The following is a 21583-nucleotide window of genomic DNA, read 5'->3' as shown; positions in this document are numbered from 1 at the left end:
GTGGCCCAGCTCGTCGGCGGTGGCCTTCAGCCGCCCGGCTGCGTCCGCCAGCCATCCGGGGGTGACCCGCAACCGGTGCCAGGCGTCACCGAACCGTACCGCGCGACGCAGGCCGGCGTCGCTGTTGCCGCCGACCCCCACGACGTCCGCAAGATCATCGAATGAGGCAAAGTCCTGAAGGGTCACCGACTACAAGGGGAGAGCAGGCCAGGACATGGTCCGATGTCCACCCTCTGGGAGGGGTGACCGGGTTGAGATCGGTGACCGATGTAAGAAACGGCGCGTCCGAGACATTTCCTGGTGACGGAGTAACTCTGACAGGAAGGGCCGAAGCCGGTGCCAGAACCCCAACCGGACGATCATTTCAACGCTGTATACCAGGCGCATTACCGGCAGGTGTATGCGTATGCCGTCACCCGCGCCGGTCGCCAGCTGGCCGACGAGGTCGTGGCCGAGACGTTCCTGGTGGCGTGGCGGCGGTTGCCGGAGTTGCCGAGGGCAACGCCGCTGCCGTGGCTGCTTGCCGTCGCCCGCAACGTCGTGGGTGCGCGATACCGCGCAGAAGAGCGGCAGCAGGCCGTCGCTGCCGAGATGCGCGCGTGGATCACCGATGAGGAGTTGTCCGTCGCCGACGTGGCAGACGGCATCGCCGAGCGGGCCGCGGTTCTCACGGCCCTGGCTCGGTTGTCTGACGGCGACCGCGAATTGTTGACGCTGGTTGCCTGGCATGGGCTGGCGCCAGGTCACGCAGCTCGGGTCCTCGGCTGCTCTACGGCGGCGTACTACGTGCGACTGCACCGCGCCCGGCGTCACTTGAAGGACGCCATGGTTGCCGCCACCGAACCGGAATTGCCTCGACCCGCCGCCACACTCGTCCCGAAGGAGTCGATCCGATGAGCCGCTCACCAAATATTGTGGACCTGCTTGCCGAGGCCCGGCCGGCACGACTGGACCCGCCGAACCGGGACGAGCACACCGCACGGGTCGTTGCCGGAATCCTGGCCAACGCTTCGACCGCCGACGGGCGCGCCGCGGCCGACCAGCTCCGCAGGCCCAAGCGTCTGCGGGTGGCTCTGCTCGCGTCGGTGGGCGTGACCGTGGCCGCCGTCACTGCCGCCGCGGTGGCCCTGGCCCTGCCCGGCGCCGCTCCGCGCAAGGCACCCGATGCCGCACCCGCCGTCGCGTCGCCCGCCACGCAGGCGCCGATGGACTCCAGCCGGTTGTTGCTCGTGGCAGCCGAACGCAGCGACAAAGCCCCGCCGGCCGGCGGGCGCTATCTGACCATCCAAACCGAAAGCGGCTTCGCGGTGCCGGTCGAGGCCGCCGACGGTACGTACACCATGTTCGACAGAACCGGTGGCCAGTACTGGCTCGCCAGCTCCAGCGCTGACAGCAGTTGGGCGATGTCGCAGTCGCTCGGTGCCGCGCCCGCCACGCCGAGCGACGAGGCCGCCTGGCGTCGCAACGGCTCCCCGGCCGTCATCAGGATCACCAAGCCGAAGCCTTTCGACCTGCAGACCGCCGCGGGGAAGGTCCACGGCAACACGGTCGACGCAGCGCACCTCTTCGCCCTCGGCGACCGAAACGTGTCGCAGGCACAACTCGATGCGCTGCCGACCGACCCGGCCGCCCTCCGCGGCGCACTGCTCAGCCGCTATGACGGGGGAGGTGGCGACATGCCCACCGACCGCGACCAGTGGCTGCTCACCGTCGCCGCCAGCGTGGTGATCGACCTGCCGGTCAGCAACGAGGTCCGCGCCGCCACCTACCGAATGCTCGCCGCGTTGCCCGGCGTGCGCGGGCTAGGATCCGTGCACGACATGCACGGCCGGCCCGGGCAGGCGGTCGCATTCACCCAGGACAGCCCCGGGAACGGCCGCTTCGAGGTGCGTCTGATCATCGACCCGAACACCGGGCAGGCCCTAGCCAAGGAGATGCGCGTGGTGAAGCCGCGTGGCCTGTGGTCGTGGATCACGCCGGGCGCAATGTCCACGTATCAGCTGGTACTCGTATCGAAAAACACCAACGAGAACCCGCCGACGGTGGACGTCAAGAACTGACCTCCTGAACACCGGCCGGCGGCGCAGCAGCGCCGCCGGCCGTCAGCCGGTCGAGCGCGCCGATGGGCGTTCCCGCCGCAGCCAGTCGACCCAGTTGCGCGAGGTCTCGTGGTTGACGCCCCGCTCTCGGCCCACCTTCCGCCAGCTGTCCAGTTGACGACCCCGCACGCCTATGGGTGCGTCCTTCGCGGCATGAGCGCCATCGGTACCCGTACGCGTGCCCGGCAAACGGTTACGGCGCTTCGTTAGGGCTCGACCGGGCGGCTGCTGGCGTTGTATGCGTTCTTGGCGGCGACCACGGCCGCCTGGATGTGCTCGGGGTGGACGCCGTGTACGTTGAGCGGCGGGTGCATACGCCGGACAAGTTCGGCCTCGATGGTCGCCGGCTCCGGGTCCTGCGCCCAGGTCAGGCACAGGTGCGCGTACATCCACGCGGTCAGCCGCGCCTCATCCTCAGAGACCAGGACAACTCGATCGGTCCAGGTCGTCCGGTATCCCTCGGACACGAGCAGACCGGCCAATGTACGGCGCAGAGTCGAGCTGCCCGAACGCCTCAGATGGTTGCGCAGGATCCGGCCCCGCAGGCTGGTCGCGCGTCCGAGATACAGCAGCCGTAGCGACGGGACGCTTTCATTCGGCGTCCCGCGGAGGTCGGGAAAGACCGTAGGACCAGCCCACCAGGCGTAGACACCGCTGCCACGGCTAAGCCGCTTGACGGCGACATCGAGTCCGACCGGCACGCCGGAGAGCAGTCGCAGGGCCTCTTCGACCCGGGCTCCGTCGGTGGGAACGTCGTCGGGTCGCGCTTCGGGAATGGTCATCGAGACCATCCTAGGCGTCCCGGGCAGATCTGGCCGGGGCTGCAAGGACACCAACGGGCGGTCGCACTCTTTGGTCGACGCCGCAACGGGATCGGCGTGGGCGGCCGTCACGGCGGCGGCGAACGGAATCATCGCGCGGCGCGTCCTGCTGGACATTGCGAGGGTCCGCGATGTGCCATGGTTGGAACCGGGGCAGGGTGTGTTTCCCGACGACCTCGAGGAGGCCGAGCGCTGCCAGGGTGTGCGTGTGCGATCCGGCGACGCGGTACTCCTGCGGACCGGCTATGGCCGCGTCCGGAAGGAGGCCGGCGCGGCCAGCGGTCTCACGCAGGCCGGCTGGCACGCGCCGAGACCAACAACCTGCGGAAACGGGGAAAAGAACCTGCCTGCCGTGGCTGCATGAACGGGAGGTCGCGCTGATCGGCGCTGACACCCCGCAGGACGTTCAGCCGTCGGAGCACGAAGACGTGTTGATGCCGGTTCACGCCGTGAGCCTCGTTGCGATGGGTCTGTGGCTGCTCGACAACTGCGACCTGGAGGGGTGCGCGACGACGGCTGCCGAGCTCCGCCAGTGGGACTTCCACCTCAGTCTTGGCACCTCTACCGCCCGCGAGTGGGGCAGGTAGACGTGGTGGGCAATTTGATCTCGTAATGCGTAGAGCGTCGCCGCGGGCAGACGACCTTGGAAGCCGTGCACCGGACGGCGTCGCGGTGCCCCTCCCGGTAGGCTGCTCCGCCATGACGTCTGAGGTCACGGCCGGCCCGATCGAGCTTCGTTACACCCTCACCTCGGATGATCTGCTCGATGGCATTGCCGCCCAGCTACGCGGCATCCGGCGCCGCTGGCTGGTCGCCCTGCTGACGATCCCCCCGCTGGTCGGACTTGCCATAGGCTTCGTCCGTGCAGAGGTCTGGGAACTGTCAGCGGCTACCGTCCCAATCCTCGCAGTCGCTTCCCTCGTCTTGTTGCTCGTCACCGTTGGATTCAGCCTGTTGCTGAGCCGGGTTCTCCTCCGCTGGGTCTATCGGTGGCAGGCGCGACTGATCCTGCGCGGAAACCCGTGGCTGTCCCAGTCCATACGGGCCGCGGTTGCTGACACCGGAGTACATGTCGGCAACCCTGCAGCGGAATCAACCTCGGCGTGGTCCCAATTCCCGCTGTACGTCGAGACGGATAGGTCATTCGTCCTGCTTGCATCAGAGAAGATTGGTGCGGTGGCGCTCGTGCTACCGAAGCGTGGGCTGGTCGGGGAGGACGCAGCGCCGCTGCGAGCGTTGCTCGACACCCACAGCAACCGGCGGAGCCGATCGTGGCCGGCAGCTACCTCGGCCGTTAGCGCTGGGGCCCGCACCCCCTGCATGAGGAACGGCGCCAAGCCGACCCAGGCTGAGCCGTAGAAGGTCTGCGCCGTCAATCTGGTCGCCGCATCGCGGCACCGAGGGCGGGTAGCGCCAGTGGATGAACGCAATCCAGCTCCACCCCGATACATGACGCACCGTGCCACCCTCGGCGGCGGAGCCGTCATCCAGCGTGATGATAGGCGAGGAAACGGCACTGGGGGCGAGCCTGCTCATACCAGCCCGCCCCCGAGGCCGCACCCAGCTCAGCCCTGCCGAAGTTCACCCGCAGCTCCCTGTGCCTGCCCCCGTACGTGTTGAGCAGACGACTTGGCCTGGCCCTGAACAGCGGACGCCCCGCGCGCAGCCGTGGACCCCACCGACTGGGCTGCCTGCTTCGCGGGTTCGCGCAGGTTGTCCCGCATGTGGTGGCCGACCTCGCTGGCCTGCTCGCGCAGTTCGCCGGAGTGCTGGCGGGCCATCTCCTTGGCCTGACCGGCCCATTGCCGCTCGGGGCGGCTGGGCGGGATCAGTGTGGAGAGCAGCAGCCCGGCCCCGAAGGCGATCAGGCCGGCCGCGAGCGGGTTGCCTTGAGCCTGCTGCCGGGACTGCTGCCCGAGTTGGCGGGCCTCGTCGCGCATCGAGCCGGCGGCGGAGGACATCTTCTGGCCGGCGCCGTGCCCGTCCGTGGGTGTGCCCATGACCTTCTCCTTGACGCTGGTGAGTGCGCCCCGCGCCTGGCCGACACGGTCGCTGGCGATCCTCCGCGGATCGACCTTGTCGGTGAGCGCGTCGACGTCGTTCATCAGTTCGTTGCGGGTCTGTTCAATTCGTTGCCGGATCTGATCCGGATCGGTCGACATCGTTTGCTCCCTCCCGGTGGTTCATCGCCCACGTAGGGCGTCAGGCATCTGCCGTGCGGTCTGTTGTGTCCGGGGCAGCACCGCCCGGAGCTGCCGCAGCTTCGTCCGCCCGGTGGCGAGGAGGGTGGCGGCGACGATCGCCCACACTCCCGCCACGATCAGCGCGGCCCAGCTCTGGTCCATCACGTTGGACAGGCCCCACCAGGCTGCGTACGAGACGAACAGGACGGTCAGGAGACCGGCGAGCGTGGCACCGGCGAACATGCCGCCGGCCTTGCCGGCTTGGCTCGCCTCCTCGCGCAATTCCGCCTTGGCCAGTTCGATCTCCTGGCGGACCAGCGTCGACATGTCACGGGTCACGTCACCCAACAGCTCACCGACCGACTGGGTGCGCTCCTTTTCCGGGGCGCTCACGGCGCCACCCCACCCGGAATATCTGATTCCCGTCGGCCCGTTGGCGAGACGCTCTGTGCCCGCGCCGCCCCGGTGTAAGGGGTTTCACCCGTGTATGGAGCCTCGACCGCCCGCTCCTGCGGCTGCGGCATCGGCTGGCTAGGCTGTGCAGCCTGACCCATCTGTTCGCTCGCGCGCTGCCCGTTCCCCGAAGTTAGGTTTCGGGTGAGACGGCCGACCAGTACTCCGGCCACCGCTGCGCCGGCGAGGAACATGCCCGGGTGCTGGCCGGCGTACCGGCGCACGTCATCCATCACCTCGCCGGGTTCACGCTCGTCGAGCCACCCGGCGGTCCGATCCGCGACCATCGCCACCCGCCGTACAGCCTCACCGGCCATGCCGTTATCCCCGCCGCGGTCGGCCATGGTGTCGAGCTCGCGACCGAGGCCACGCAACCCATCCGCGGCTCGATGTTGCTGAGTGCGGGCCTGTTCGTGCAGCTGGGAGGTGGTCTCCCCAGTCAGGTTCCGCGCCTGCTGCCGCGCCTGCTCGGCCACCTGCCGGCCCTGCTCGGCAGCGGCGTGACCGACCTGGCCACCCGCGTGCGCGGCCTGCTGGCCCACCTGGGATGCCGCCTGCCGGGCTTGGTCAGTGGTGCCGCCCGGCGGTCTGCTCTGGTTGATCGCCGTCATCGCGCGCTCCTCTCCTCGGCTCCCGGCCACGGTGCAGCCCGGAGCACCACCCGCCTACCCCCCACCGGCCCACCACATTCGCCTGCCGCGGTCGTGGAAGATTGGTGACCCGGCGTGCGGCAAATGAGCCGAAGCGTCTGTGGATGAGCTTGGCGCCTGAGATTGGACACGGCTGAGACGCGCGACGGGGCGGTGCGAAGGGCTGTGGAGCGTCGACATGGCTGCAAATGGGCGATAGCGCATGCGATGGCAGCGGCGACAGATGTGGCCCCGGCGCGAGCTGCACTCTTAAGCCTTGATTGGTGCGGCCGACCTGGCGGCCTGCTCGATCTTCGCGCAGTAGGCTGCACGGGCTTCCTCGTCGATCTGCTTCTCGTGTTCGGCGCGCAACCCGGTCCGGCCGTCGAGGCCCTCGCGCAGGATATCGGCGTGCCCGGCATGCCGGATGGACTCGCCGAGGACATGGACCATGATGGCGAACAGGTTCGTTTCGGCATAAGGCTCCGGCCACCACGGCACGTGGCCGGGGGCGTCGAGGGGAAGCTCGTTGATCGTCGCGTCCGAGTGTTCCCACGTGCGCCGGTAGAACGCGATGATCTGATCGCGGGTCTCGTCCTCGGTCGCCCACAGATCGCTACCGTTGGAGTCCTGCCACCGGGGCAGCGGTTTCGGGGAAGGGCGGTCGAAGACCTCGCCGAAGTACCTGGCCTCGATGGTGGCCACGTGTTTGACCAGGCCGAGGAGGTTGGTCCCGGTCGCTGTCAAAGGTCGGCGGGCGTCGTATTCGGACAAGCCGTCGAGTTTCCAGAGCAGCGCCTTGCGGTCCCGCCGCAGTCTCCCGTGCAGGTTGTCTTTCGCGAAATCATCGATCATGCGGCATGAGCCTGCCATGGGTTGCTCGTGGTCTCAAGATCCGGTACGTGGCCCGCAACGACCGGCAGAGCGGAGGCCTGGCTATGGCCGCCGCCCTGCTACAAGAAGCACGCGAAACTTGCCACGTGAGACAACCTCTTAGTGAGAAATAGTGAACCGGGTGCCGATTGAAGTCGTTTGCGTTCCCCTCCGCCGGGAAGGCGACGGGCGACAGCAGCGCGGAGCCGCCCGCGCCACGGCACCATAGGGAGGCCGACATGGGTAACCGGGAGAAGCTGCACGATCTTCGCCAGCAGGCCCACGACGCGGGCATCGAGGGCAATTCCAAGATGACCGAGGAGCAGCTCCGTGAGGCGCTGCGAAAGGTCGGTAAGGGCGAGCGGCCGCAGATGGCCAAGCACGAGGCCAAGCGGTGACGGGCGCGGGCGGTGCCGGCACCCTCGGGCGCCGGCACCGCCCGCATGTGCTCAGCTGATGGCGGCCAGCAGGTCGCGGCAGGCCCGCTCGCGGGCGCGGCACGCCTCGGCGCAGATCTGGCAGTGCTCGTGCTTGTCGGCGTGGCCGGCGCACTCGTCCCCGCACGACGTACACGCCGTGACGCACGCCTCCAGCAGGGTGCGGCTGATGTTCGCGTCGTAGCCGGTATGTCGGGACAGCACCCCGGCCGTGGTGGCGTAGATGTCGGCGCAGTCGGGCGCCCAGGCCATCGACACCTCCGCGTAGCGGAGGCCGTCGCCACCGCCACGCTGGTAGGCCTGAACCAGGTCGGGCTCGGGCTCGGGCTGTTCGCCACCGCGATCACCGGGCTGGTCCGGCAGGTCGAACACCCGCGCGTGGCTCATCGCAGAAGAAGACCCCCGGCCACACCGCTAGCGTTTAGACCCTGGTAGATGCCGCAATCACCAATCTCCCTTGCCGGCGGCGGTCACCGCATCCGGCGCCTCGTCCGCGTTGACCTGGGCCTCGCCCGCTGTCCCGGTCGCGGATACGTGCCGGAAGGCGACCGCGGCGAGGACGGCGAGGCCGACGAGGGCGGCGACGCCGACCCCGGCGACGGTGGTCAGCCCGGTGGTGAAGGCGGCACGGGCCGCATCGAGCAACTCGGCGCCGAGCGCCCCGGGAAGGTGCTGGGCGGCGCTCTCGGCGTTGGTGATGCCCTGACGGGCGGCCTCGTCGACGGCGGTGGGGGTACCCGCGGGGAGGGTGAGGTGGGCGCGGTAGACGACGGTGGCGAGACTGCCGAGGGCCGCGATACCGAGGGCGACCCCGAACTCGCCACTGGTCTCCGAGATCGCCGCCGCGGATCCGGCCTGCTCGGGCGGGGCGGCGCCGAGGAGCAGGGGCATCGTCAGGGCCATCGCGGGGGAGATACCCAGGCCGGCGAGCGTGAGTCCGACCACCACCGTCGCGACGCCACCGGCGGCCTCGGTACGGGTCTGCACGAGCAGCCCGGCGCCGGCGACCAACAGGCCGCCCGCCATCAGGTAAGCCGGGCGGATGAAGCGGGCCAGCGACGGAGCGACCATCAAGCCGGCGACCATGGCGATGTTCTGCGGTATCAACCAGAGCCCGGCGTTCAGCGGGGACAGCCCGCCGACGGCCTGCAGGTACATGATGGACGTGAACGAGATACCGGCCATGACGATGCCGGTGGCCATGCCGATCGCCAGCGCGCTGCTGAACGTACGGTTGGCGAACAGTCGCAGGTCCAGCAGCGGGCTGGTCAGCCGGTGCTGCCGCCGCACGAAGACCGCACCGACGAGTACGCCGGCCACGACGGCGGCGACGGAAGCGATACCCCAGCCGTTGCGGGCGATCCCCTTGAGCCCGTAGATGACCGGCAGGATCGTAGCGAGGGACAGGGCCACGCTGGTCAGGTCGAGCCGGCCGGCGCTGGCGTCGCGGTACTCGGGCAGCAGTGCCGGCCCGGCCACGAGCAGCAGCGCCATGAACGGCACGCCGAGCAGGAAGGCCGAGCCCCACCAGAAGGAGGTCAGCAGCGCCCCACCGACCAGCGGGCCCAGCGTCATGCCGCCCATGAAGCAGGCGAACCAGATCCCGATCGCGGCGGCCATCTGCTTCGGGTCGCGGAACATGTTGCGGATCAACGCCATCGTCGAGGGCATCAGCGTGGCGCCGAAGATCCCGAGCAGCGCCCGGGCGGCGATCAGCATGCCGGGGCTGGTCGCGTACGCGGCCACGACCGAGGTGACGCCGAACGCGGCGGCGCCGATCAACAGCAACCGGCGGCGGCCGATACGGTCGCCGAGGGTGCCCATGGTGACCAGGAAGCCGGCCAGCATGAACGAGTAGATGTCCAGGATCCACAACTGCTGGGTGCTGTCCGCGCCCAGGTCGGTGCTCAGGTGCGGCAGGGCCAGGAACAGCACGCTGACGTCCAGGGACAGCAGCAGGGTGGGCAGCGCGAGTACTGCCAATCCCAGCCACTCGCGCCGGGTGGCGCTGGTCGTGTCCATCGCGGTTTTCCTCCGGTCGTCCGTCGTCTAGCCTTCCGACGAACGACCGGATCCAGAATCGACAGCCTCGGCGAGGCGGGCCACGAGGAATCGCCGTTCCGCCTCGTTGTCCGCTAGGTCCAACGCCGCGCGGTAGGCCGCCGCGGACTCGTGGTGGCGGCCGAGGCGGCGCAGCAGGTCGGCTCGGACGGCCGGAAGATAGTGGTACCCGGCGAGCCGGCCGCCCTGCTCCAGGATCTCGATCTCGTCGAGGGCGGCGGCCGGTCCCCGCACCATCGACACCGCTACCGCCCTGTTGAGCGCGACGACCGGCGAGGGCCAGACCTTCAGCAGCTCGTCGTAGAGCCCCAGCACCTGGCGCCAGTCGGTCGTGGCGTAGCTTGCGGCCACGGCATGCAGCGAGGCGATGGCGCCCTGGAGGGCGTACCGGCCGACACGTCCGGTCCGGAACGCGCCGACGAGCAGGCGGTTGCCCTCGGCGATGGCGGTCCGGTCCCAGGCGGACCGGTCCTGCTCCGCGAGCACCAGCAGCCGCCCCTCGACGTCGATCCGGGTGGCCCGGCGGGCGTCGGTGAGCAGCAGCAGCGCGAGTAGCCCGCGGACCTCCGGCTCGTCGGGCATGAGGGCCAGTAGCATGCGGGTCAGGTGCAGCGCCCGGTCCGCCAGGTCCGCGCGGACCAGGTCGGAACCGGACGGGGCCGTGTGCCCGGTCGTGAAGAGCAGGTGGATGACGGTCAGCACCGAGTCCAGCCGTTCGGGCAGCTCGGCGGCCTCCGGCACTCGGTACGGGATCCGGGCTGCGGCGATCTTCTTCTTGGCCCGGGTGACCCGTGCGGCCATGGTCGCCTCGGATACCAGGAACGCGCGGGCGATGTCGCCAGTGCTGACGCCACACACCAGGCGCAGGGTCAGCGCCACCTGGGCCTCCCGGGCCAGTGCAGGATGGCAGCAGGTGAAGACCAGACGCAGCCGGTCGTCGGGCACGGCGTCCTCGTCGGGCACCTGCAGGACCTCCTCCTCCGCCGGCTCCACGAGCAGGGGCATCTTCGACCGGAACACCTTCTCCCGGCGCAGGACGTCCAGCGCCTTGCGCTTCGCGGTGGCGGTCAGCCAGGCGCCGGGCCTGTGGGGTACGCCGTCCCGCGCCCAGGCGACCAGCGCGGCGAGGTACGCGTCCTGGACACACTCCTCGGCGAGGTCGAGGTCACCGGCGATGCGAGCCGTCGCGGCGAGCACGAAGGCCCACTCGCGGCGGTGCGCGTCCGCCACGGCGTATTCGGCCGCGATCGTGCCGCCGTCGTCGCCGCCGCTCACTCCATCGGCGGGACGAACAGCGGCCGGACCTCCGCGCCACCGTCCCGGGTGGCCGGGTTGAGCCTGGCGATCTGCAGGGCGATGTCCAGATCGGGCGCCTCCAGGATCATGAACCCGGCGATGACCTCCTTGGCCTCGATGAACGGGCCGTCCGTGATGACGTCGCCGCGAACCGACGTGGCCGTAGTGCTGGATTGCAACGCGAACCCTGTGACGGCTCGGCCGCCCAGCTCCTCGACCTGGGCCGGATACCGTTCGAGCAGCTCGACGTAGTCGGGCGTGAGGTCCATCGGGTCGGCCGGCGCCGGCGAGTAGATCAAAATTGCGTACTGGGGCATCAGATCCTCCTCGAATCAGTGTCCATCCTCTCCCCGACGAACGGGACCGGCCGAATTCAACAGACTTCCGGGAAAGGCTTCCCGCGAGCCGGTACCGGGCCCCACCGCCAGCGGTGCGGCCAGGTCTGTTCATCCGGCCCGCGGGCCGGCGAAAGGTGGTCGATGGTGGCGGGCACGGCGGTGTCCGCCCTCGTGTTGGGTGGCGGCTATCGGTAGCCCTGCTGGTCCGCCACAGCGGGACCAGCTCGGCACGTGACGCGTCCTTGAGCAGGTAGCCGGTGGCGCTGGCGGCGACCGCGCGCAGGATGTCGGCGGCGGACTGGTGGGTGGTCAGCACCATCACCCGCGACGGCGCGGGCCCGGCCAGGATCTCCGCCGTGGCGGCACGGCAGTTGGGCTGTGCGGATGCCTACCCCCGCTCGGGCCACCGCCGATCCGGGAGATGGCCGGGGAGGAGCGGCACGCGACCATCGACCGGTCGCTGCATCTGCTCGGCCTCGGCGTGGACGTGGTGGACCGGCGCCTGCCGGGCCGAAGGGGCGCCATCGGGGCGTCAGGTCCCTGCGGGAGGTGCCGCAGGCCGCTTGCCCCCACCATCGCCTGGCTTCAGGCCGGCAACGGGTGGTGGGCGGCGCGTCCACCGAGACACTGCTCCCACCGCGCAGTGACCTACTTCCCCAGCGACGGTGACACCTACAGCGCCCCGCCCGGCCTCAGCCGAGCAGTGCGAGGAAGCGACGCAGGGCCGGGTTCGTGCTGTCGCGGGGCCAGGCCAGAGCGACGTCCACGGTGGGCACCGGGGCGGTGAACCGGCGCAGCCGGACGCCACGCAGCCGCAGCGCGCGGGCGCGGCCTGCCGGGACGGCCGCGACCACGTCTCCCTGCGCCACCGCCCGTAGCAGTTGCTCGTCGTCCGGCTCCTGCCGGACAAGCTTGAAGCCGCCGTGCGGCCAGACCTGGGCGATCGTGCGGTCGAACATGCCGGGGCCGTTCTCGCGCGGCCACATCACAGCCGGCAGGTCGACCACCTCTGCCCGGCTGATCCGTCGGCGGCCGGCGGCGAGGGGGTGGCCCGCGGGCAAGGCCAGCAGCAGTTCCTCGGTGTCGACGATCCGGCGGGCCAGCGCCGGCTCGTCGACCGGCGGGCGGACGAACGCCGCGTCGAGCCGGCCGGCGAGCAGACCGGCCACGTTCGGCGCCGTCCAGGCCGTTTCCGGGACCACCTCGACTTCCGGGTGGGCGGCCCGGAACCGGGCGACCAGCGCGTCGACCCGGCCGCCACGCGCCGACCGGGTGTACGCCAGCCGGAGCCGGCCGCCCCGCCCGCGTACCACGTCCCAGATGCGCGCGGTCCCCGCGTCCACCTCCGCGAGCAGCCGGGCGGCCTCGCCGGCGACCCGCGTCCCGACCTCGGTCAGCGTGCAGCCCCGGCTGGTGCGGTGCACGAGTGGCACGCCGAGTTGGCGTTCCAGGGCGCGGATCTGCTGGCTGAGCGCGGGCTGGGCGACGCGCAGCCGGGCGGCGGCCCGGGTGAAGTGCAGTTCCTCGGCGAGCACCGTGAAGTAACGCAGCCGCCGTAGGTCCGACCAGGCGGCCCGGGTCGGCGCGTCGGACATGGGCCAATCATAAGCGCCGCTTATCGCCGGCTGCCCGATTCGTCTTGGACGGCGACCTGTCGCGACGGTGACGATCCAAGACCAACGGCACGAGCGAAGGAAGCCGACGGTGACGGCAACGGCGGACGTGGTGGTGATCGGGGGTGGGGTCGTCGGGATGACGGCGGCGCTCACCCTGCAGCGGCGTGGGGCGCGGGTGACCGTGCTGGCCCCCGATGATCCGGCGGACACGGTGTCCACGGTGGCCGCCGCCGTCTGGTATCCGAGCCACGCCGAGCAGGACCCGCGGGTGTTGCGCTGGGCTCGGGAAACCCGCGCCGAGCTGGGCCGCCAGGCGGCGGCCGGGGTGCCGGGGGTGGTCGAGCGGCCGACCCGGATGCTGCTGCGCCGGCCCTACGCCGGGCCGCCGTGGTGGGCGCCGGCGTGCCCGGACCTGGTGGCGGAGCTCGCGCCGCCGCCGTACACGGGTCAGTTGCGGTTCACCGCGCCCACCGTGGAAATGACGCCCTACCTGGCCTGGCTGCGGCAGCGGCTGGCGGCCGGCGGCGGGCGGATCCTGCGCCGCCGGGTGCGGCGGCTGGCCGACGCGTTCGACACCGCGCCGACGCTGGTCAACGCGACCGGCCTGGCCGCCGGGCGGCTCGCCGCCGACCCGGCCGTGCACCCGGTACGCGGACACGTGGTGCTGGTGGCGAACCCGGGCCTGACCGTCTCGGTCCGCGACGAGGACGACCCGGCCGGGATCACGTACGTGCACCCGCGCCGGCGTGACGTGGTGCTCGGCGGCACGTACCAGCCGGGGGTGAGGCACACCGGGCCCGACCCGGACACGGCGGCGGCGATCCGGCGCCGCTGCGTGGCGCTGGTGCCGGAGCTGGCGGCGGCGCCGGTGCTCGGCGAGCGGATCGGCCTGCGTCCGGCCCGGCACGGCGGCCCGCGGGTCGAGGTGGACCCGGCGGGCCCGCCCGGCGGCCGGCTGGTGCACGCCTACGGCCACGGCGGGGCCGGGGTGACCCTGTCCTGGGGGTGCGCCGCCGAGGTGGCGGAGCTGGCCCTGGGCCCCGTCGGCAGGAGGCTGGCAACTCCGACCGAAGGTTGGATCCACCACACCATGTAACGGAGCGTGGCGGCCGGTCGCAGGCAGATCCGTGCATTCGGCCTTGGCTGACGTGCGTCAACCGCGCGCGAGCGGTTGGTCGGCTGGCTGCCGGTAGGGCAGCGCGGCCAAGCCCAGCGCGAGGATCAGCATGAGACCGCCGAGCAGGAACGGCAGCGACATGGTGGGCTGGCCGAGCCATTCCCAGAGTAGATGCCAGCGGACATGCGGCTCGCTCAGGTGGTGCGAAAGCATCAGCGGCATGCTCAGCAGGATCGGTGCCCACCACAGGAACATCGCGAAGCCGCACAGGAACTCCGCCAGTCGTTGGACCAGCGGATGGCGCCCTTCCGTGCGCCGGCTAGCCCAGCCGAATAGCCACCAGCCGCTCAACGTGCCCAGGACGAAGGCGACAACGCCGGCCGGATACGCGCTCCAGGGGGTCGAACGGGTCAGGGTGAAGCCCATCAACGGAGTCGTGTTGTCGGCGTTGATCTCTACTTCAAGGATGTTGTCGCTACGTTGCGCGTAGACGGTGATGTTGGAGGGTATCGAAGCGGGGTCGCATCGCATGTCGCCGGGAATGCAGTCGTACGCGTTGGAGTAGACCGGTTCGGCGTATTCCCATCCGGCGGCATGGAGCCGCTGCCGGAGCTCGGCCAGGACGAGCGGGCGGCTGTCGGCCGGCAGTTGCTCGAAGGACGCGCCAAGCTCGGCCAGCGAATATTCGGCACCGTCACCCAACAGCAGCTCCGAAGCGAAGCTCCAGCTCAGCGGGCTGCCGTAGATGATGAACACGGAGGGCGGGCCGTCCTCGTCGATGTGGCTCACCTCTTTGTCCGGATAAAGTTGGCCGACCGCTGCGGCAAGCTCGTTGTGGTCAAGCGGGCGGGAGCCGAGCCAGGTGAGCCAGGTGCCGAAGGATGCGGCGAACAGACCGCAGGCCACCGCGAAGATCGATGCCCAGACGACCACGGTGCGACTGGCCGGCCGTCCGAGGCGGGCGCGCAGACCGTGGCGTACGAGATCCGCCGCCACACGCGGACCTCGGCCGGTCGGCGCGATGTCGTGCACCGTCTCGAGGATTTCAGCGGCGCGCTTCCGGCGGTAGTCGCGCGGGTAGGACAGCAGTAGCCAGCGATGCATGAATTCTCCCAGGACCTACAACAGTCGGGGTCAGGCGAGGTCAGGCCGTAGGGCGCGCAGCCGGGATTCCGCGGCGGACGCTAGCTGGCGCAGCCGCTCCGTCTGGCGCGCGAGTTCGGCGCGGCCGTCGGTGCATAGCCGGTAGTAGCGGCGCAGCCGGCCGTCAACGACCTGCTCGTGGCTGAGCTCGACCAAGCCCTGCGCGACCAGCCGGTCCAGGGCAGCGTAGAGGGTTCCCGGCAGCAGGGTGACGCGGCCGTCGGACAGGACGCCGACCTCCTGGATGATCCCGTAACCGTGGCGCGGCTCGTCGGCCAGCGCAGTCAGGACCAGAAGGGTGGCCTCGCGCATCTCAGACACGGCGGCAACGTATATTGCTGATCAATCTATCGTCAACGGTTTGGCGCGGGAAGGGCCTCGGCTACGCCCTCGCCCGGTCGCCCTGTTCACCGGTGGTCCCCGGCTCGGCGAGCGCAGGCCGGCCGGAGAATGCCTGGTGAAACTGGACGGGCGTCAGCCCGATGAACCCACTCCGGTGCCTCGCGGTGATCACCTGCACCCTCGTGTCAGCGATGACCGTCCTCAGGCGACGGACGCGGCGGGACGAGACATCCTTCAGGCGCGCAGCTGGTAGTCCCAGTCCAGTTCCCAGCACTGGATGTGGAAGGTGCCGAGGACGGCCAGGAAGGCGCTGCCGTCAGCGGACATCTCTACCGCGTCGATGTCCTGGGTGCACTCGACCGCGGTGACGAGCTCGCCGGTCGGCAGATGCCACAGGCGGATCAAACGCCGGGACGCGGTCAGCAGGAGGTCGCCGTCGGCGCTCAGCGCCAGTGACACCACGGCGTCGTCGGCCACCGTCGCCACGGCCTCGGGCGACCCCGCCACGGACAGCACGACCTGTCCGCCGTTCCAGAAGGGGTGCCGCGCGGTGACTACCACCCGGCCGTCGGCGCTGACCACGACGGGCCCCTCGTCGGCCGTCTCGACCCCGCCGCCCGGGTGGGTTCGCCGCATTCGGACGACCTCCCCGGCGAAAACGAGCGCCTGGCGCACAGTGGTGAGGTCGTGGGCGTCGAGGACGGACGTGCGCCCGTCGTCCTTGACCACGACGGCGACGTCCCCGGACAGCACCACGCGCTCGTCCGGGTGCGCGGACCACCCGCACACCCGCTGGCCCGTCAGCCGGTTACGCAGGACGCTGATGGCATCCCGGCGCACGAACTCGAAGGTGGGGTTCTCCACCTCCAGCGCGGGGTTCCCGCTGGCGTCGCGCACGACCACGCCGACGCGGCGGGCCGTCTTGAGATCCCACAGCACCTCGACGCGCTCGGAATCCTCCACGAGCACGTGCCGGTCGTCGGCGCAGGCGCTCGCGTGCTCGAAATCCCGCTCGTGGTGGTCCTGGCTGTCCACCACCTCACCGGTGCGCAGGTTGAGCACGCGCACACCCCGGCGGCCCTCCGCGAAGGCGTAGCGCAGGTCCCGGGTGACCGCCGTCCGACCGCGCAGAACGTCGTCGAAGCGGCGAGTGGGCCACACGCCCGCGAAGGCGGTCCGCTCGCCGACCGCGCCCACCCGCCGCCACAGCGCCCGAAGCCGCGGATGCCTGCGATAGGCGGGCATCCGGCGCACGATCTGCAGCTGACGCCAGGCGTCGGTGAGCCGGCCGGTCTCGAAGAGGTCACCGGCCAGGTCGAGGTTCACCTCGGCCACCAGCGCGTCCCCCGCGATACGGTCGGTGGGCTGCGGGCGGGCGTAGCTCCACGGGGCGGCAGGCCCCGGCTCGGGAAGGTGAACCACACTGGTGGTGCGGGTCGGAGAACCGGTGCTGAGTTCGACCAGCACGACCCGGCCGTTCCCGCCCAGGGCGACGTGCATCGGGTTACGGGACTCGACCGCCGTGGTGAACGCGCACCGGCGCTGGTCGAGGCGCCACGCCTGGACGACGCTGCCGAACGCGTTCACCGCGCTCCGGCCGTCCTCGCTGACCGCCAGCCAGCTGAAGCCACCGTTCCACCGCCCGGCGCCGCCGAGGTCGGTGACCTCGAACGCCGTGAGGTCCAAAAGACGCATCTCGTTGCCGGGCGTGGCGGACAGGGCGAACCGGGCGGTGGGGCTGATCGCGCAGTGCGCTCGCAGGTCGCCGACTGCCCACAACAGCTCACCGGTGCGGCTGTCCAGCACCCGCAACGCCCACACGTACTCGTCGAAGACGACCACCCGCTGGTTGTCGGCGGTGATCGCGATCGCGCCACCACGCCCGCCGCCATACTCTGCGCCGTATTCGTCGAAGGCATCGCCGATGATGTGGGTGGTTTCGCCCAGCAGCCGCACGGACCCGTCGACCCCGACGGCGGCGACCACCGTCCCATCGGGACTCACTGCGACGGACCGTACCGCGATCGGCGGGAAGTCGTAGATGCGAATGCACCCGCCGCTCGTGGTGTCCCAGACCCGGACCTGCCCGACCTCGTCCGATGACGCCAGGACCTGCCCGTCGGCGCTCAGCGACACCGACCGGATGCGGCCGTCGTGGCCGGGTAGCTGCTGCACCATCCGACCGGTTTCCAGCGACCACACGCGCAGTTCCCGGTCCCGGAACGTCACCGCGGCCAACCGCCCGTCGGCGCTGAGGGCGAACGGGTGCCGCTGGTCGACGTAGATCGGGCTGGGCCCCTGGGAGACGCGGCGTTCCGGTAGGGCGTCCGCCGCCTCGCGGGCGGCGGCGATGTCCGGGCTGTTCGGCAGGTCACGCAACAGACGCACGGCGGCTTCCTTGTCCCCGCGCTCGATGTGGACCAGGGCGAGCAGGTGGTCGGCGACCCGGTCGCCCTTCTGGCCCAGGCGCACCGCGTCCAGCTCGGCGATCAGCTCGCGGTCGGTCTGCTGCCCCGACCGCCATCCGCGCAAACCCCGGTTGTAGGTGGCATGCGGGTGGTGCGGGTCGACCCGCAGGGCTTCCTCCCACAGCTGGTCGGCCTGGTCAGTACGCCCGAGATCAATCAGGGAGAGCGCCCGGTTGGACAAGCCGTCGGCCAGCAGCGGAGCCTCGTCCGGACGCTGACGCGGGTACGGCTCGAACACCGTGTCGCGGTAGATCTCCGCCAACTCGTCGGCGATGACGCCGAATCCGGCCGGGCGGGACGCGGGGTTTTCGGCGAAGCAGCGTCGCAGGAGGTCGCCGACGCCCGGCGGCAGCGGAGGGACGGCCGGGTCCTCGGCACCGACCTCGAGGAACTGCGCGAGTACACCCGCCGCCGCCTGCCCGAACACCGTCGGCGGCCGGCCCACGAACATTTCGAACACGCTCACCGCCCACGACCACACGTCGGTCGCGGGACTGAGGCGCTCACTGCGGGCCTGCTCCGGCGAGCAGTACTCCAGGGTCATGCCGTTGGCCCGGACCAGCGGCTCCTGCCCACCGCCGGGAACCCGGACGTTGGCGAGTCCGAAGTCGGTGACCTTCGCAGCGCCGTCCCGGTCGAGCATGACGTTGGCGGGCTTGACGTCCTGGTGCACCAGGCCCCGGTCGTGCGCGTGCCCAAGGCCCCACGCGCACTGGATCGCCAGGTCGAGGATGCGGCGCAGCACCGAGCGGTGGTCGCCGCGGTAGAGCGCACCGTCGCGGACGGCCTCTGCCAGGTTGCCGCCGTCGACCCACTCGGCGAACACCCGCGGCGTGCCGTCGATGCGCCGGACGTAGGCGCAACTCACCACGTGCGGGTGGGCGCCAAGACCCACCCACGCCTCCGCCTCGGCCTCGAACCGCTGCGCATCGGCCGGGGAGGCGACCAGCTCCTGGCGCGGGGTTTTGACCGCCAGCTCCATCCCCCACTGGCGGTGCCACACCCGGTACACCAGGCCCATACCGCCGGTGCTGACGACGTCGCGAACCTCGTACACTCCGAGCACCACGTCCCCCGGGGACCACATCTAGTCAACCAGCGCCACGTACAGCGGGGTGCCGAGCAACACGTCCACGCCCTCGGTCGTAGGGCTGGGCCCGTGCAGCAGGCGCTTGGCGACGAACTCCAGGTTCTGGTGCGGCCCCGGCATGACATCGTTCGCCCGGTGCACCGCTGCCAGGGCACCGCGCTCCTGCGCCACGTCCTCCTGCTTGATCGTCTCGGCCAGCACGTCGATCTGCGGGTCGGTGCGCAGCCCGGCCAGCAGCGACGGGGTCAGCGACCGGGGGATCGCCGGCGCGGCCGCGGCGGAGGCACCCAGCACGTGGTTGCCCGACCCGCCGAGTCCCATCACGGTGCGCTCGGTGGCGCCGCCGAAGTACACCAGCGTCGGCTCGGTCGGGAAAGGCCCCCAACGCAGCGGCACCAGCCCCCAGAAGAACTGGCCAGGCTCGTCAACGGTCCCGAGGTCGCCGTGTTCCTCCAAGTGGCGCACCACCCGCTGCAGACGCGCCGTGCGTTCGCCACCCGCGGGTGCCTCCGAGGCGCGCTTGCCCGCGAGGATGGTCAGATTCAGGCTCAGCTCAGTGGTGCGCTTACGCGTGAACGCCGGGTCCATCTGGGCGAGCAGCATGTCGACCTTGCTGTCACTGACGTACAAGTAATACCGGAACGACACGGGTGCTCCCATAAACTACGACGCCGCGACGATCATACCGGTGCGGCGGGCGAGATTCCGTGCAGTCGCAGGCGGAGCAGCCCGAGCAGGGCGGCCAGCGGGGTGACCGCCGGCGGGCCGGACGAGCAGATCAGGACACCGGTCGATCATCGAGAACGTTCGACTCCTTCGGTGACGACGAGGGCGGCGACGGAGAGGCCTGAGCCCCAGGGCGATTGCCCCGCTTGCGCCGTAGGGCAATGATCGAAGCTGACAACAACCCCTTGCGGAGGGACGGCTCTCATGGAAGTCACCGGCTTCTTCACCGCGCTCATCATCGGTCTGATCATCGGCGCACTCGGCCGCCTCGTCGTGCCCGGCAGACAGAACATCCCGATCTGGCTCACCCTGCTTATCGGCGTGGTCGCCGCGCTCCTCGGCACCCTCGTCGCTGGCGCGCTCGGTGTCGCCGACACCCGCGGCGTCGACTGGATCGAGTTGGCCCTCCAGGTCGCCTTCGCAGCGATCGGCGTCGCGATCGCCGCGGGCGCCTACGGCCGCCGCCGCGTCCACTGACCGTCGCACCGCCTCTCCCGCCCGCCGACACGACCTGACCGAGGCGTACGGGTTCTTCAACGAACCCGTGCGCGTCGGGAGGCCCTCGCACTGGGAGATTTCGGCTCCCTACCGGGGCATCCTCGACGGCCTGCGGCGGCCGGACCGGTGGCCGGCATCGGCGTCGACTCCTGGGCTGTCGCCTGCGGGCTGCTCGACGCGACCGACGCGCTGCTTGGCAATCCGGTGCGCTACCGCGACGCCCGCACCAACGGAGTCGCCATGCGGAGGCCGAGAAACTGGGGAAGGAGCGGCTGTACGCCACGGAGACATCCATGGCCACCGAAACCGTTCCGGGTCCATCGACGCGGCGAGGATTGCCCGAGTGGCCGATTCGCCGTCGCACCGATCCGCAGGAGGGTGACGGCACGACCATCTTCGATTGAACGACAGTAACGAAGGGAGCCACGATGGACCCACTGAGGAGGACCTCGCTGATCGCGGGCGCGTTTTACCTGCTCACCTTCGTCTCGATTCCGACCCTCGCCCTGTACGGTCCGGTGCACGATGCGGACTACATCGTCGGCACCACGTCGGAAACTCCAGTCGTCATCGGTGGCGTCCTCGAGGTGATCGTTGCCCTCGCCGGCATCGGCACCGCCGTCGTGCTGTATCCCGTGGTCAAGCGGCAGGGCGAAGCCCGAGCGCTGGGATTTGTCAGCGCCCGGGTTCTCGAAGCCGCCAGCATCTTCGTCGGCGTCGCGAGCCTTCTGACAGTCGTGGCCTTGCGGCAGGCCGGAGCCGGAGCAGGTGCGCTTGTCACCGGCCAGGCGCTGGTCGCTTTCTATGACTCGATCTTCCTGCTCAGCCAGGGCTTCATACCGGCCGTGAACGCCCTACTGCTGGGTTCCCTGCTGTACCAGTCACGCCTCGTGCCGCGGATTCTTCCTGTGCTCGGACTCGTCGGGGCGCCCCTGCTCGTCGTTTCCGACGCCGGCACACTGTTCGGCCTCTGGGACCGACTCTCGCCGGTGACGGCGGTCGCGGCCATACCCATCGCTGTGTGGGAGTTCTCGTTGGGCCTCTACCTGATCGTCAAAGGCTTCAGGCCCTCCCCGGTCACCGCAGGAATGGTCGCCGCCAGCACCCGGCCCGTCCAGGGCGCCGCCGTCTGACCGTCGAGGACGGGCCTTCACGGCCGGCCGCTGTTCGCGCAGCAGCCAACCGCCGACCGGGTGGGCGGCGGTTGAGTTGGCCGGCTACAGGTGGGCGATCGGCGGCGGTGCCTGCGGGTCGACGTTGTACCCCGCGGTCCCAGGGAACCGGCCCTGCTGGTCGGGCCACACCAGCTGCTGAAGGTGGATCTGGTGACGGCCGTAGTGGGCGATCGCCATTCCGGGCAGCAGGCCGTCGGTGGGGCCCGTCGATGATGATC

At 70.5% G+C, this 21583-nt stretch carries 24 protein-coding genes; 9 read left to right on the top strand and 15 right to left on the bottom strand.

The features are described from left to right. Window positions 1-336 precede the first annotated feature (336 nt). A complete protein-coding gene (locus AB0H57_RS08950) occupies window positions 337-897 on the top strand; it encodes a sigma-70 family RNA polymerase sigma factor (RefSeq protein ID WP_357504220.1) in 561 nt (186 codons plus the stop codon). Then, on the top strand, window positions 894-2060 hold the full coding sequence (locus AB0H57_RS08945; RefSeq protein ID WP_357504218.1) for a CU044_5270 family protein: 1167 nt from the start codon (window positions 894-896) through the stop codon (window positions 2058-2060). The genes AB0H57_RS08950 and AB0H57_RS08945 overlap by 4 nt, the downstream gene beginning before the upstream one ends. A gap of 245 nt (window positions 2061-2305) precedes the next feature. Here AB0H57_RS08945 and AB0H57_RS08940 read toward each other — a convergent pair whose 3' ends face one another. Next, window positions 2306-2890, bottom strand: coding sequence for a GIY-YIG nuclease family protein (locus tag AB0H57_RS08940; RefSeq protein ID WP_357504216.1), 585 nt, complete (start codon window positions 2888-2890; stop codon window positions 2306-2308). Here AB0H57_RS08940 and AB0H57_RS08935 point away from each other — a divergent pair. The 3 genes from AB0H57_RS08935 to AB0H57_RS08925 all read left to right on the top strand — a co-directional run bounded on the left by AB0H57_RS08935 (window position 2874) and on the right by AB0H57_RS08925 (window position 4279). Next, complete coding sequence (locus tag AB0H57_RS08935) at window positions 2874-3284, top strand: cyclase family protein (protein WP_357504214.1); 411 nt, start codon at window positions 2874-2876, stop codon at window positions 3282-3284. The two genes, AB0H57_RS08940 and AB0H57_RS08935, sit on opposite strands and share 17 nt — an antisense overlap. An 85-nt stretch (window positions 3285-3369) precedes the next feature. Next, entirely contained in the window at window positions 3370-3507 is a 138-nt protein-coding gene (locus tag AB0H57_RS08930; RefSeq protein WP_357504212.1) for a hypothetical protein, read from the top strand. A gap of 112 nt (window positions 3508-3619) precedes the next feature. Next, a complete protein-coding gene (locus tag AB0H57_RS08925) occupies window positions 3620-4279 on the top strand; it encodes a YcxB family protein (protein WP_357504210.1) in 660 nt (219 codons plus the stop codon). Between the two features lie 206 nt (window positions 4280-4485). Here the strand turns inward: AB0H57_RS08925 and AB0H57_RS08920 are convergent, their stop codons facing one another. The 4 genes from AB0H57_RS08920 to AB0H57_RS08905 form a co-directional block, all read right to left on the bottom strand. Next, on the bottom strand, window positions 4486-5082 hold the full coding sequence (locus AB0H57_RS08920; RefSeq protein WP_357504208.1) for a DUF3618 domain-containing protein: 597 nt from the start codon (window positions 5080-5082) through the stop codon (window positions 4486-4488). A gap of 21 nt (window positions 5083-5103) precedes the next feature. Then, window positions 5104-5496, bottom strand: a complete 393-nt coding sequence (locus AB0H57_RS08915; RefSeq protein WP_357504206.1) for a phage holin family protein — start codon at window positions 5494-5496, stop codon at window positions 5104-5106. Continuing rightward, a complete protein-coding gene (locus AB0H57_RS08910) occupies window positions 5493-6167 on the bottom strand; it encodes a hypothetical protein (protein ID WP_357504204.1) in 675 nt (224 codons plus the stop codon). The genes AB0H57_RS08915 and AB0H57_RS08910 overlap by 4 nt, the downstream gene beginning before the upstream one ends. A gap of 288 nt (window positions 6168-6455) precedes the next feature. Next, window positions 6456-7040 (bottom strand): DinB family protein, encoded by a 585-nt coding sequence (locus AB0H57_RS08905; protein ID WP_357504202.1) that lies wholly within the window; start codon window positions 7038-7040, stop codon window positions 6456-6458. A gap of 257 nt (window positions 7041-7297) precedes the next feature. On the opposite strand from AB0H57_RS08905, the gene AB0H57_RS08900 reads away from it, so the two are divergent. Next, window positions 7298-7456, top strand: coding sequence for a hypothetical protein (locus AB0H57_RS08900; RefSeq protein WP_357504200.1), 159 nt, complete (start codon window positions 7298-7300; stop codon window positions 7454-7456). Between the two features lie 51 nt (window positions 7457-7507). Here the strand turns inward: AB0H57_RS08900 and AB0H57_RS08895 are convergent, their stop codons facing one another. From AB0H57_RS08895 to AB0H57_RS08875, 5 genes are all read right to left on the bottom strand, one after another. Further along, window positions 7508-7882 carry a hypothetical protein gene (locus AB0H57_RS08895; protein WP_357504198.1) on the bottom strand — a complete coding sequence of 125 codons (375 nt, stop codon included), beginning with the start codon at window positions 7880-7882 and terminating at the stop codon, window positions 7508-7510. Window positions 7883-7939: 57 nt separating this feature from the next. After that, window positions 7940-9517 carry an MFS transporter gene (locus AB0H57_RS08890; RefSeq protein ID WP_357504196.1) on the bottom strand — a complete coding sequence of 526 codons (1578 nt, stop codon included), beginning with the start codon at window positions 9515-9517 and terminating at the stop codon, window positions 7940-7942. 27 nt (window positions 9518-9544) lie between these two features. Then, window positions 9545-10753, bottom strand: coding sequence for an RNA polymerase sigma factor (locus tag AB0H57_RS08885; RefSeq protein ID WP_357504284.1), 1209 nt, complete (start codon window positions 10751-10753; stop codon window positions 9545-9547). A gap of 74 nt (window positions 10754-10827) precedes the next feature. Next, window positions 10828-11169 (bottom strand): YciI family protein, encoded by a 342-nt coding sequence (locus AB0H57_RS08880; RefSeq protein ID WP_357504194.1) that lies wholly within the window; start codon window positions 11167-11169, stop codon window positions 10828-10830. A gap of 713 nt (window positions 11170-11882) precedes the next feature. Continuing rightward, window positions 11883-12785 (bottom strand): LysR substrate-binding domain-containing protein, encoded by a 903-nt coding sequence (locus tag AB0H57_RS08875; RefSeq protein WP_357504192.1) that lies wholly within the window; start codon window positions 12783-12785, stop codon window positions 11883-11885. 109 nt (window positions 12786-12894) lie between these two features. Here AB0H57_RS08875 and AB0H57_RS08870 point away from each other — a divergent pair, with 109 nt between their 5' ends. Further along, entirely contained in the window at window positions 12895-13902 is a 1008-nt protein-coding gene (locus tag AB0H57_RS08870) for an FAD-dependent oxidoreductase (protein ID WP_357504190.1), read from the top strand. 57 nt (window positions 13903-13959) lie between these two features. On the opposite strand, the gene AB0H57_RS08865 is transcribed toward AB0H57_RS08870, so the two are convergent. The 4 genes from AB0H57_RS08865 to AB0H57_RS08850 form a co-directional block, all read right to left on the bottom strand. After that, window positions 13960-15027 carry a hypothetical protein gene (locus tag AB0H57_RS08865; RefSeq protein ID WP_357504188.1) on the bottom strand — a complete coding sequence of 356 codons (1068 nt, stop codon included), beginning with the start codon at window positions 15025-15027 and terminating at the stop codon, window positions 13960-13962. A gap of 30 nt (window positions 15028-15057) precedes the next feature. After that, the gene (locus AB0H57_RS08860; RefSeq protein WP_357504282.1) at window positions 15058-15378 is read right to left on the bottom strand and encodes a PadR family transcriptional regulator; all 321 of its coding nucleotides are present in this window, start codon (window positions 15376-15378) and stop codon (window positions 15058-15060) included. A gap of 264 nt (window positions 15379-15642) precedes the next feature. Next, entirely contained in the window at window positions 15643-18963 is a 3321-nt protein-coding gene (locus AB0H57_RS08855) for a protein kinase (RefSeq protein WP_357504186.1), read from the bottom strand. Beyond that, window positions 18964-19614 carry an SAVMC3_10250 family protein gene (locus tag AB0H57_RS08850; protein ID WP_357504184.1) on the bottom strand — a complete coding sequence of 217 codons (651 nt, stop codon included), beginning with the start codon at window positions 19612-19614 and terminating at the stop codon, window positions 18964-18966. 282 nt (window positions 19615-19896) lie between these two features. Between AB0H57_RS08850 and AB0H57_RS08845 the strand changes: the two genes are divergently transcribed. After that, window positions 19897-20169 carry a GlsB/YeaQ/YmgE family stress response membrane protein gene (locus AB0H57_RS08845; protein ID WP_357504183.1) on the top strand — a complete coding sequence of 91 codons (273 nt, stop codon included), beginning with the start codon at window positions 19897-19899 and terminating at the stop codon, window positions 20167-20169. 449 nt (window positions 20170-20618) lie between these two features. Continuing rightward, a complete protein-coding gene (locus tag AB0H57_RS08840) occupies window positions 20619-21323 on the top strand; it encodes a DUF4386 domain-containing protein (RefSeq protein WP_357504181.1) in 705 nt (234 codons plus the stop codon). Window positions 21324-21407: 84 nt separating this feature from the next. On the opposite strand, the gene AB0H57_RS08835 is transcribed toward AB0H57_RS08840, so the two are convergent. Continuing rightward, window positions 21408-21542 carry a DUF4262 domain-containing protein gene (locus tag AB0H57_RS08835; RefSeq protein ID WP_357504179.1) on the bottom strand — a complete coding sequence of 45 codons (135 nt, stop codon included), beginning with the start codon at window positions 21540-21542 and terminating at the stop codon, window positions 21408-21410. Window positions 21543-21583: the final 41 nt, after the last annotated feature.

This window comes from Micromonospora sp. NPDC050686, from assembly GCF_040654475.1.
Lineage (GTDB): Bacteria > Actinomycetota > Actinomycetes > Mycobacteriales > Micromonosporaceae > Micromonospora.
This window is presented reverse-complemented; position numbering and strand designations above follow the sequence as displayed.

What these genes read in the sequence shown, in the direction of transcription:
- AB0H57_RS08945 (WP_357504218.1), top strand. Translation starts at nt 894, where the DNA reads ATGAGCCGCTCACCAAATATTGTGGACCTGCTTGCCGAGGCCCGGCCG.
- AB0H57_RS08935 (WP_357504214.1), top strand. Translation starts at nt 2,874, where the DNA reads ATGGTCATCGAGACCATCCTAGGCGTCCCGGGCAGATCTGGCCGGGGC.
- AB0H57_RS08940 (WP_357504216.1), bottom strand. Translation starts at nt 2,890, where the DNA reads ATGGTCTCGATGACCATTCCCGAAGCGCGACCCGACGACGTTCCCACC.
- AB0H57_RS08925 (WP_357504210.1), top strand. Translation starts at nt 3,620, where the DNA reads ATGACGTCTGAGGTCACGGCCGGCCCGATCGAGCTTCGTTACACCCTC.
- AB0H57_RS08920 (WP_357504208.1), bottom strand. Translation starts at nt 5,082, where the DNA reads ATGTCGACCGATCCGGATCAGATCCGGCAACGAATTGAACAGACCCGC.
- AB0H57_RS08910 (WP_357504204.1), bottom strand. Translation starts at nt 6,167, where the DNA reads ATGACGGCGATCAACCAGAGCAGACCGCCGGGCGGCACCACTGACCAA.
- AB0H57_RS08905 (WP_357504202.1), bottom strand. Translation starts at nt 7,040, where the DNA reads ATGATCGATGATTTCGCGAAAGACAACCTGCACGGGAGACTGCGGCGG.
- AB0H57_RS08900 (WP_357504200.1), top strand. Translation starts at nt 7,298, where the DNA reads ATGGGTAACCGGGAGAAGCTGCACGATCTTCGCCAGCAGGCCCACGAC.
- AB0H57_RS08895 (WP_357504198.1), bottom strand. Translation starts at nt 7,882, where the DNA reads ATGAGCCACGCGCGGGTGTTCGACCTGCCGGACCAGCCCGGTGATCGC.
- AB0H57_RS08890 (WP_357504196.1), bottom strand. Translation starts at nt 9,517, where the DNA reads ATGGACACGACCAGCGCCACCCGGCGCGAGTGGCTGGGATTGGCAGTA.
- AB0H57_RS08880 (WP_357504194.1), bottom strand. Translation starts at nt 11,169, where the DNA reads ATGCCCCAGTACGCAATTTTGATCTACTCGCCGGCGCCGGCCGACCCG.
- AB0H57_RS08875 (WP_357504192.1), bottom strand. Translation starts at nt 12,785, where the DNA reads ATGTCCGACGCGCCGACCCGGGCCGCCTGGTCGGACCTACGGCGGCTG.
- AB0H57_RS08865 (WP_357504188.1), bottom strand. Translation starts at nt 15,027, where the DNA reads ATGCATCGCTGGCTACTGCTGTCCTACCCGCGCGACTACCGCCGGAAG.
- AB0H57_RS08860 (WP_357504282.1), bottom strand. Translation starts at nt 15,378, where the DNA reads ATGCGCGAGGCCACCCTTCTGGTCCTGACTGCGCTGGCCGACGAGCCG.
- AB0H57_RS08855 (WP_357504186.1), bottom strand. Translation starts at nt 18,963, where the DNA reads ATGTGGTCCCCGGGGGACGTGGTGCTCGGAGTGTACGAGGTTCGCGAC.
- AB0H57_RS08845 (WP_357504183.1), top strand. Translation starts at nt 19,897, where the DNA reads ATGGAAGTCACCGGCTTCTTCACCGCGCTCATCATCGGTCTGATCATC.
- AB0H57_RS08840 (WP_357504181.1), top strand. Translation starts at nt 20,619, where the DNA reads ATGGACCCACTGAGGAGGACCTCGCTGATCGCGGGCGCGTTTTACCTG.
- AB0H57_RS08835 (WP_357504179.1), bottom strand. Translation starts at nt 21,542, where the DNA reads ATGGCGATCGCCCACTACGGCCGTCACCAGATCCACCTTCAGCAGCTG.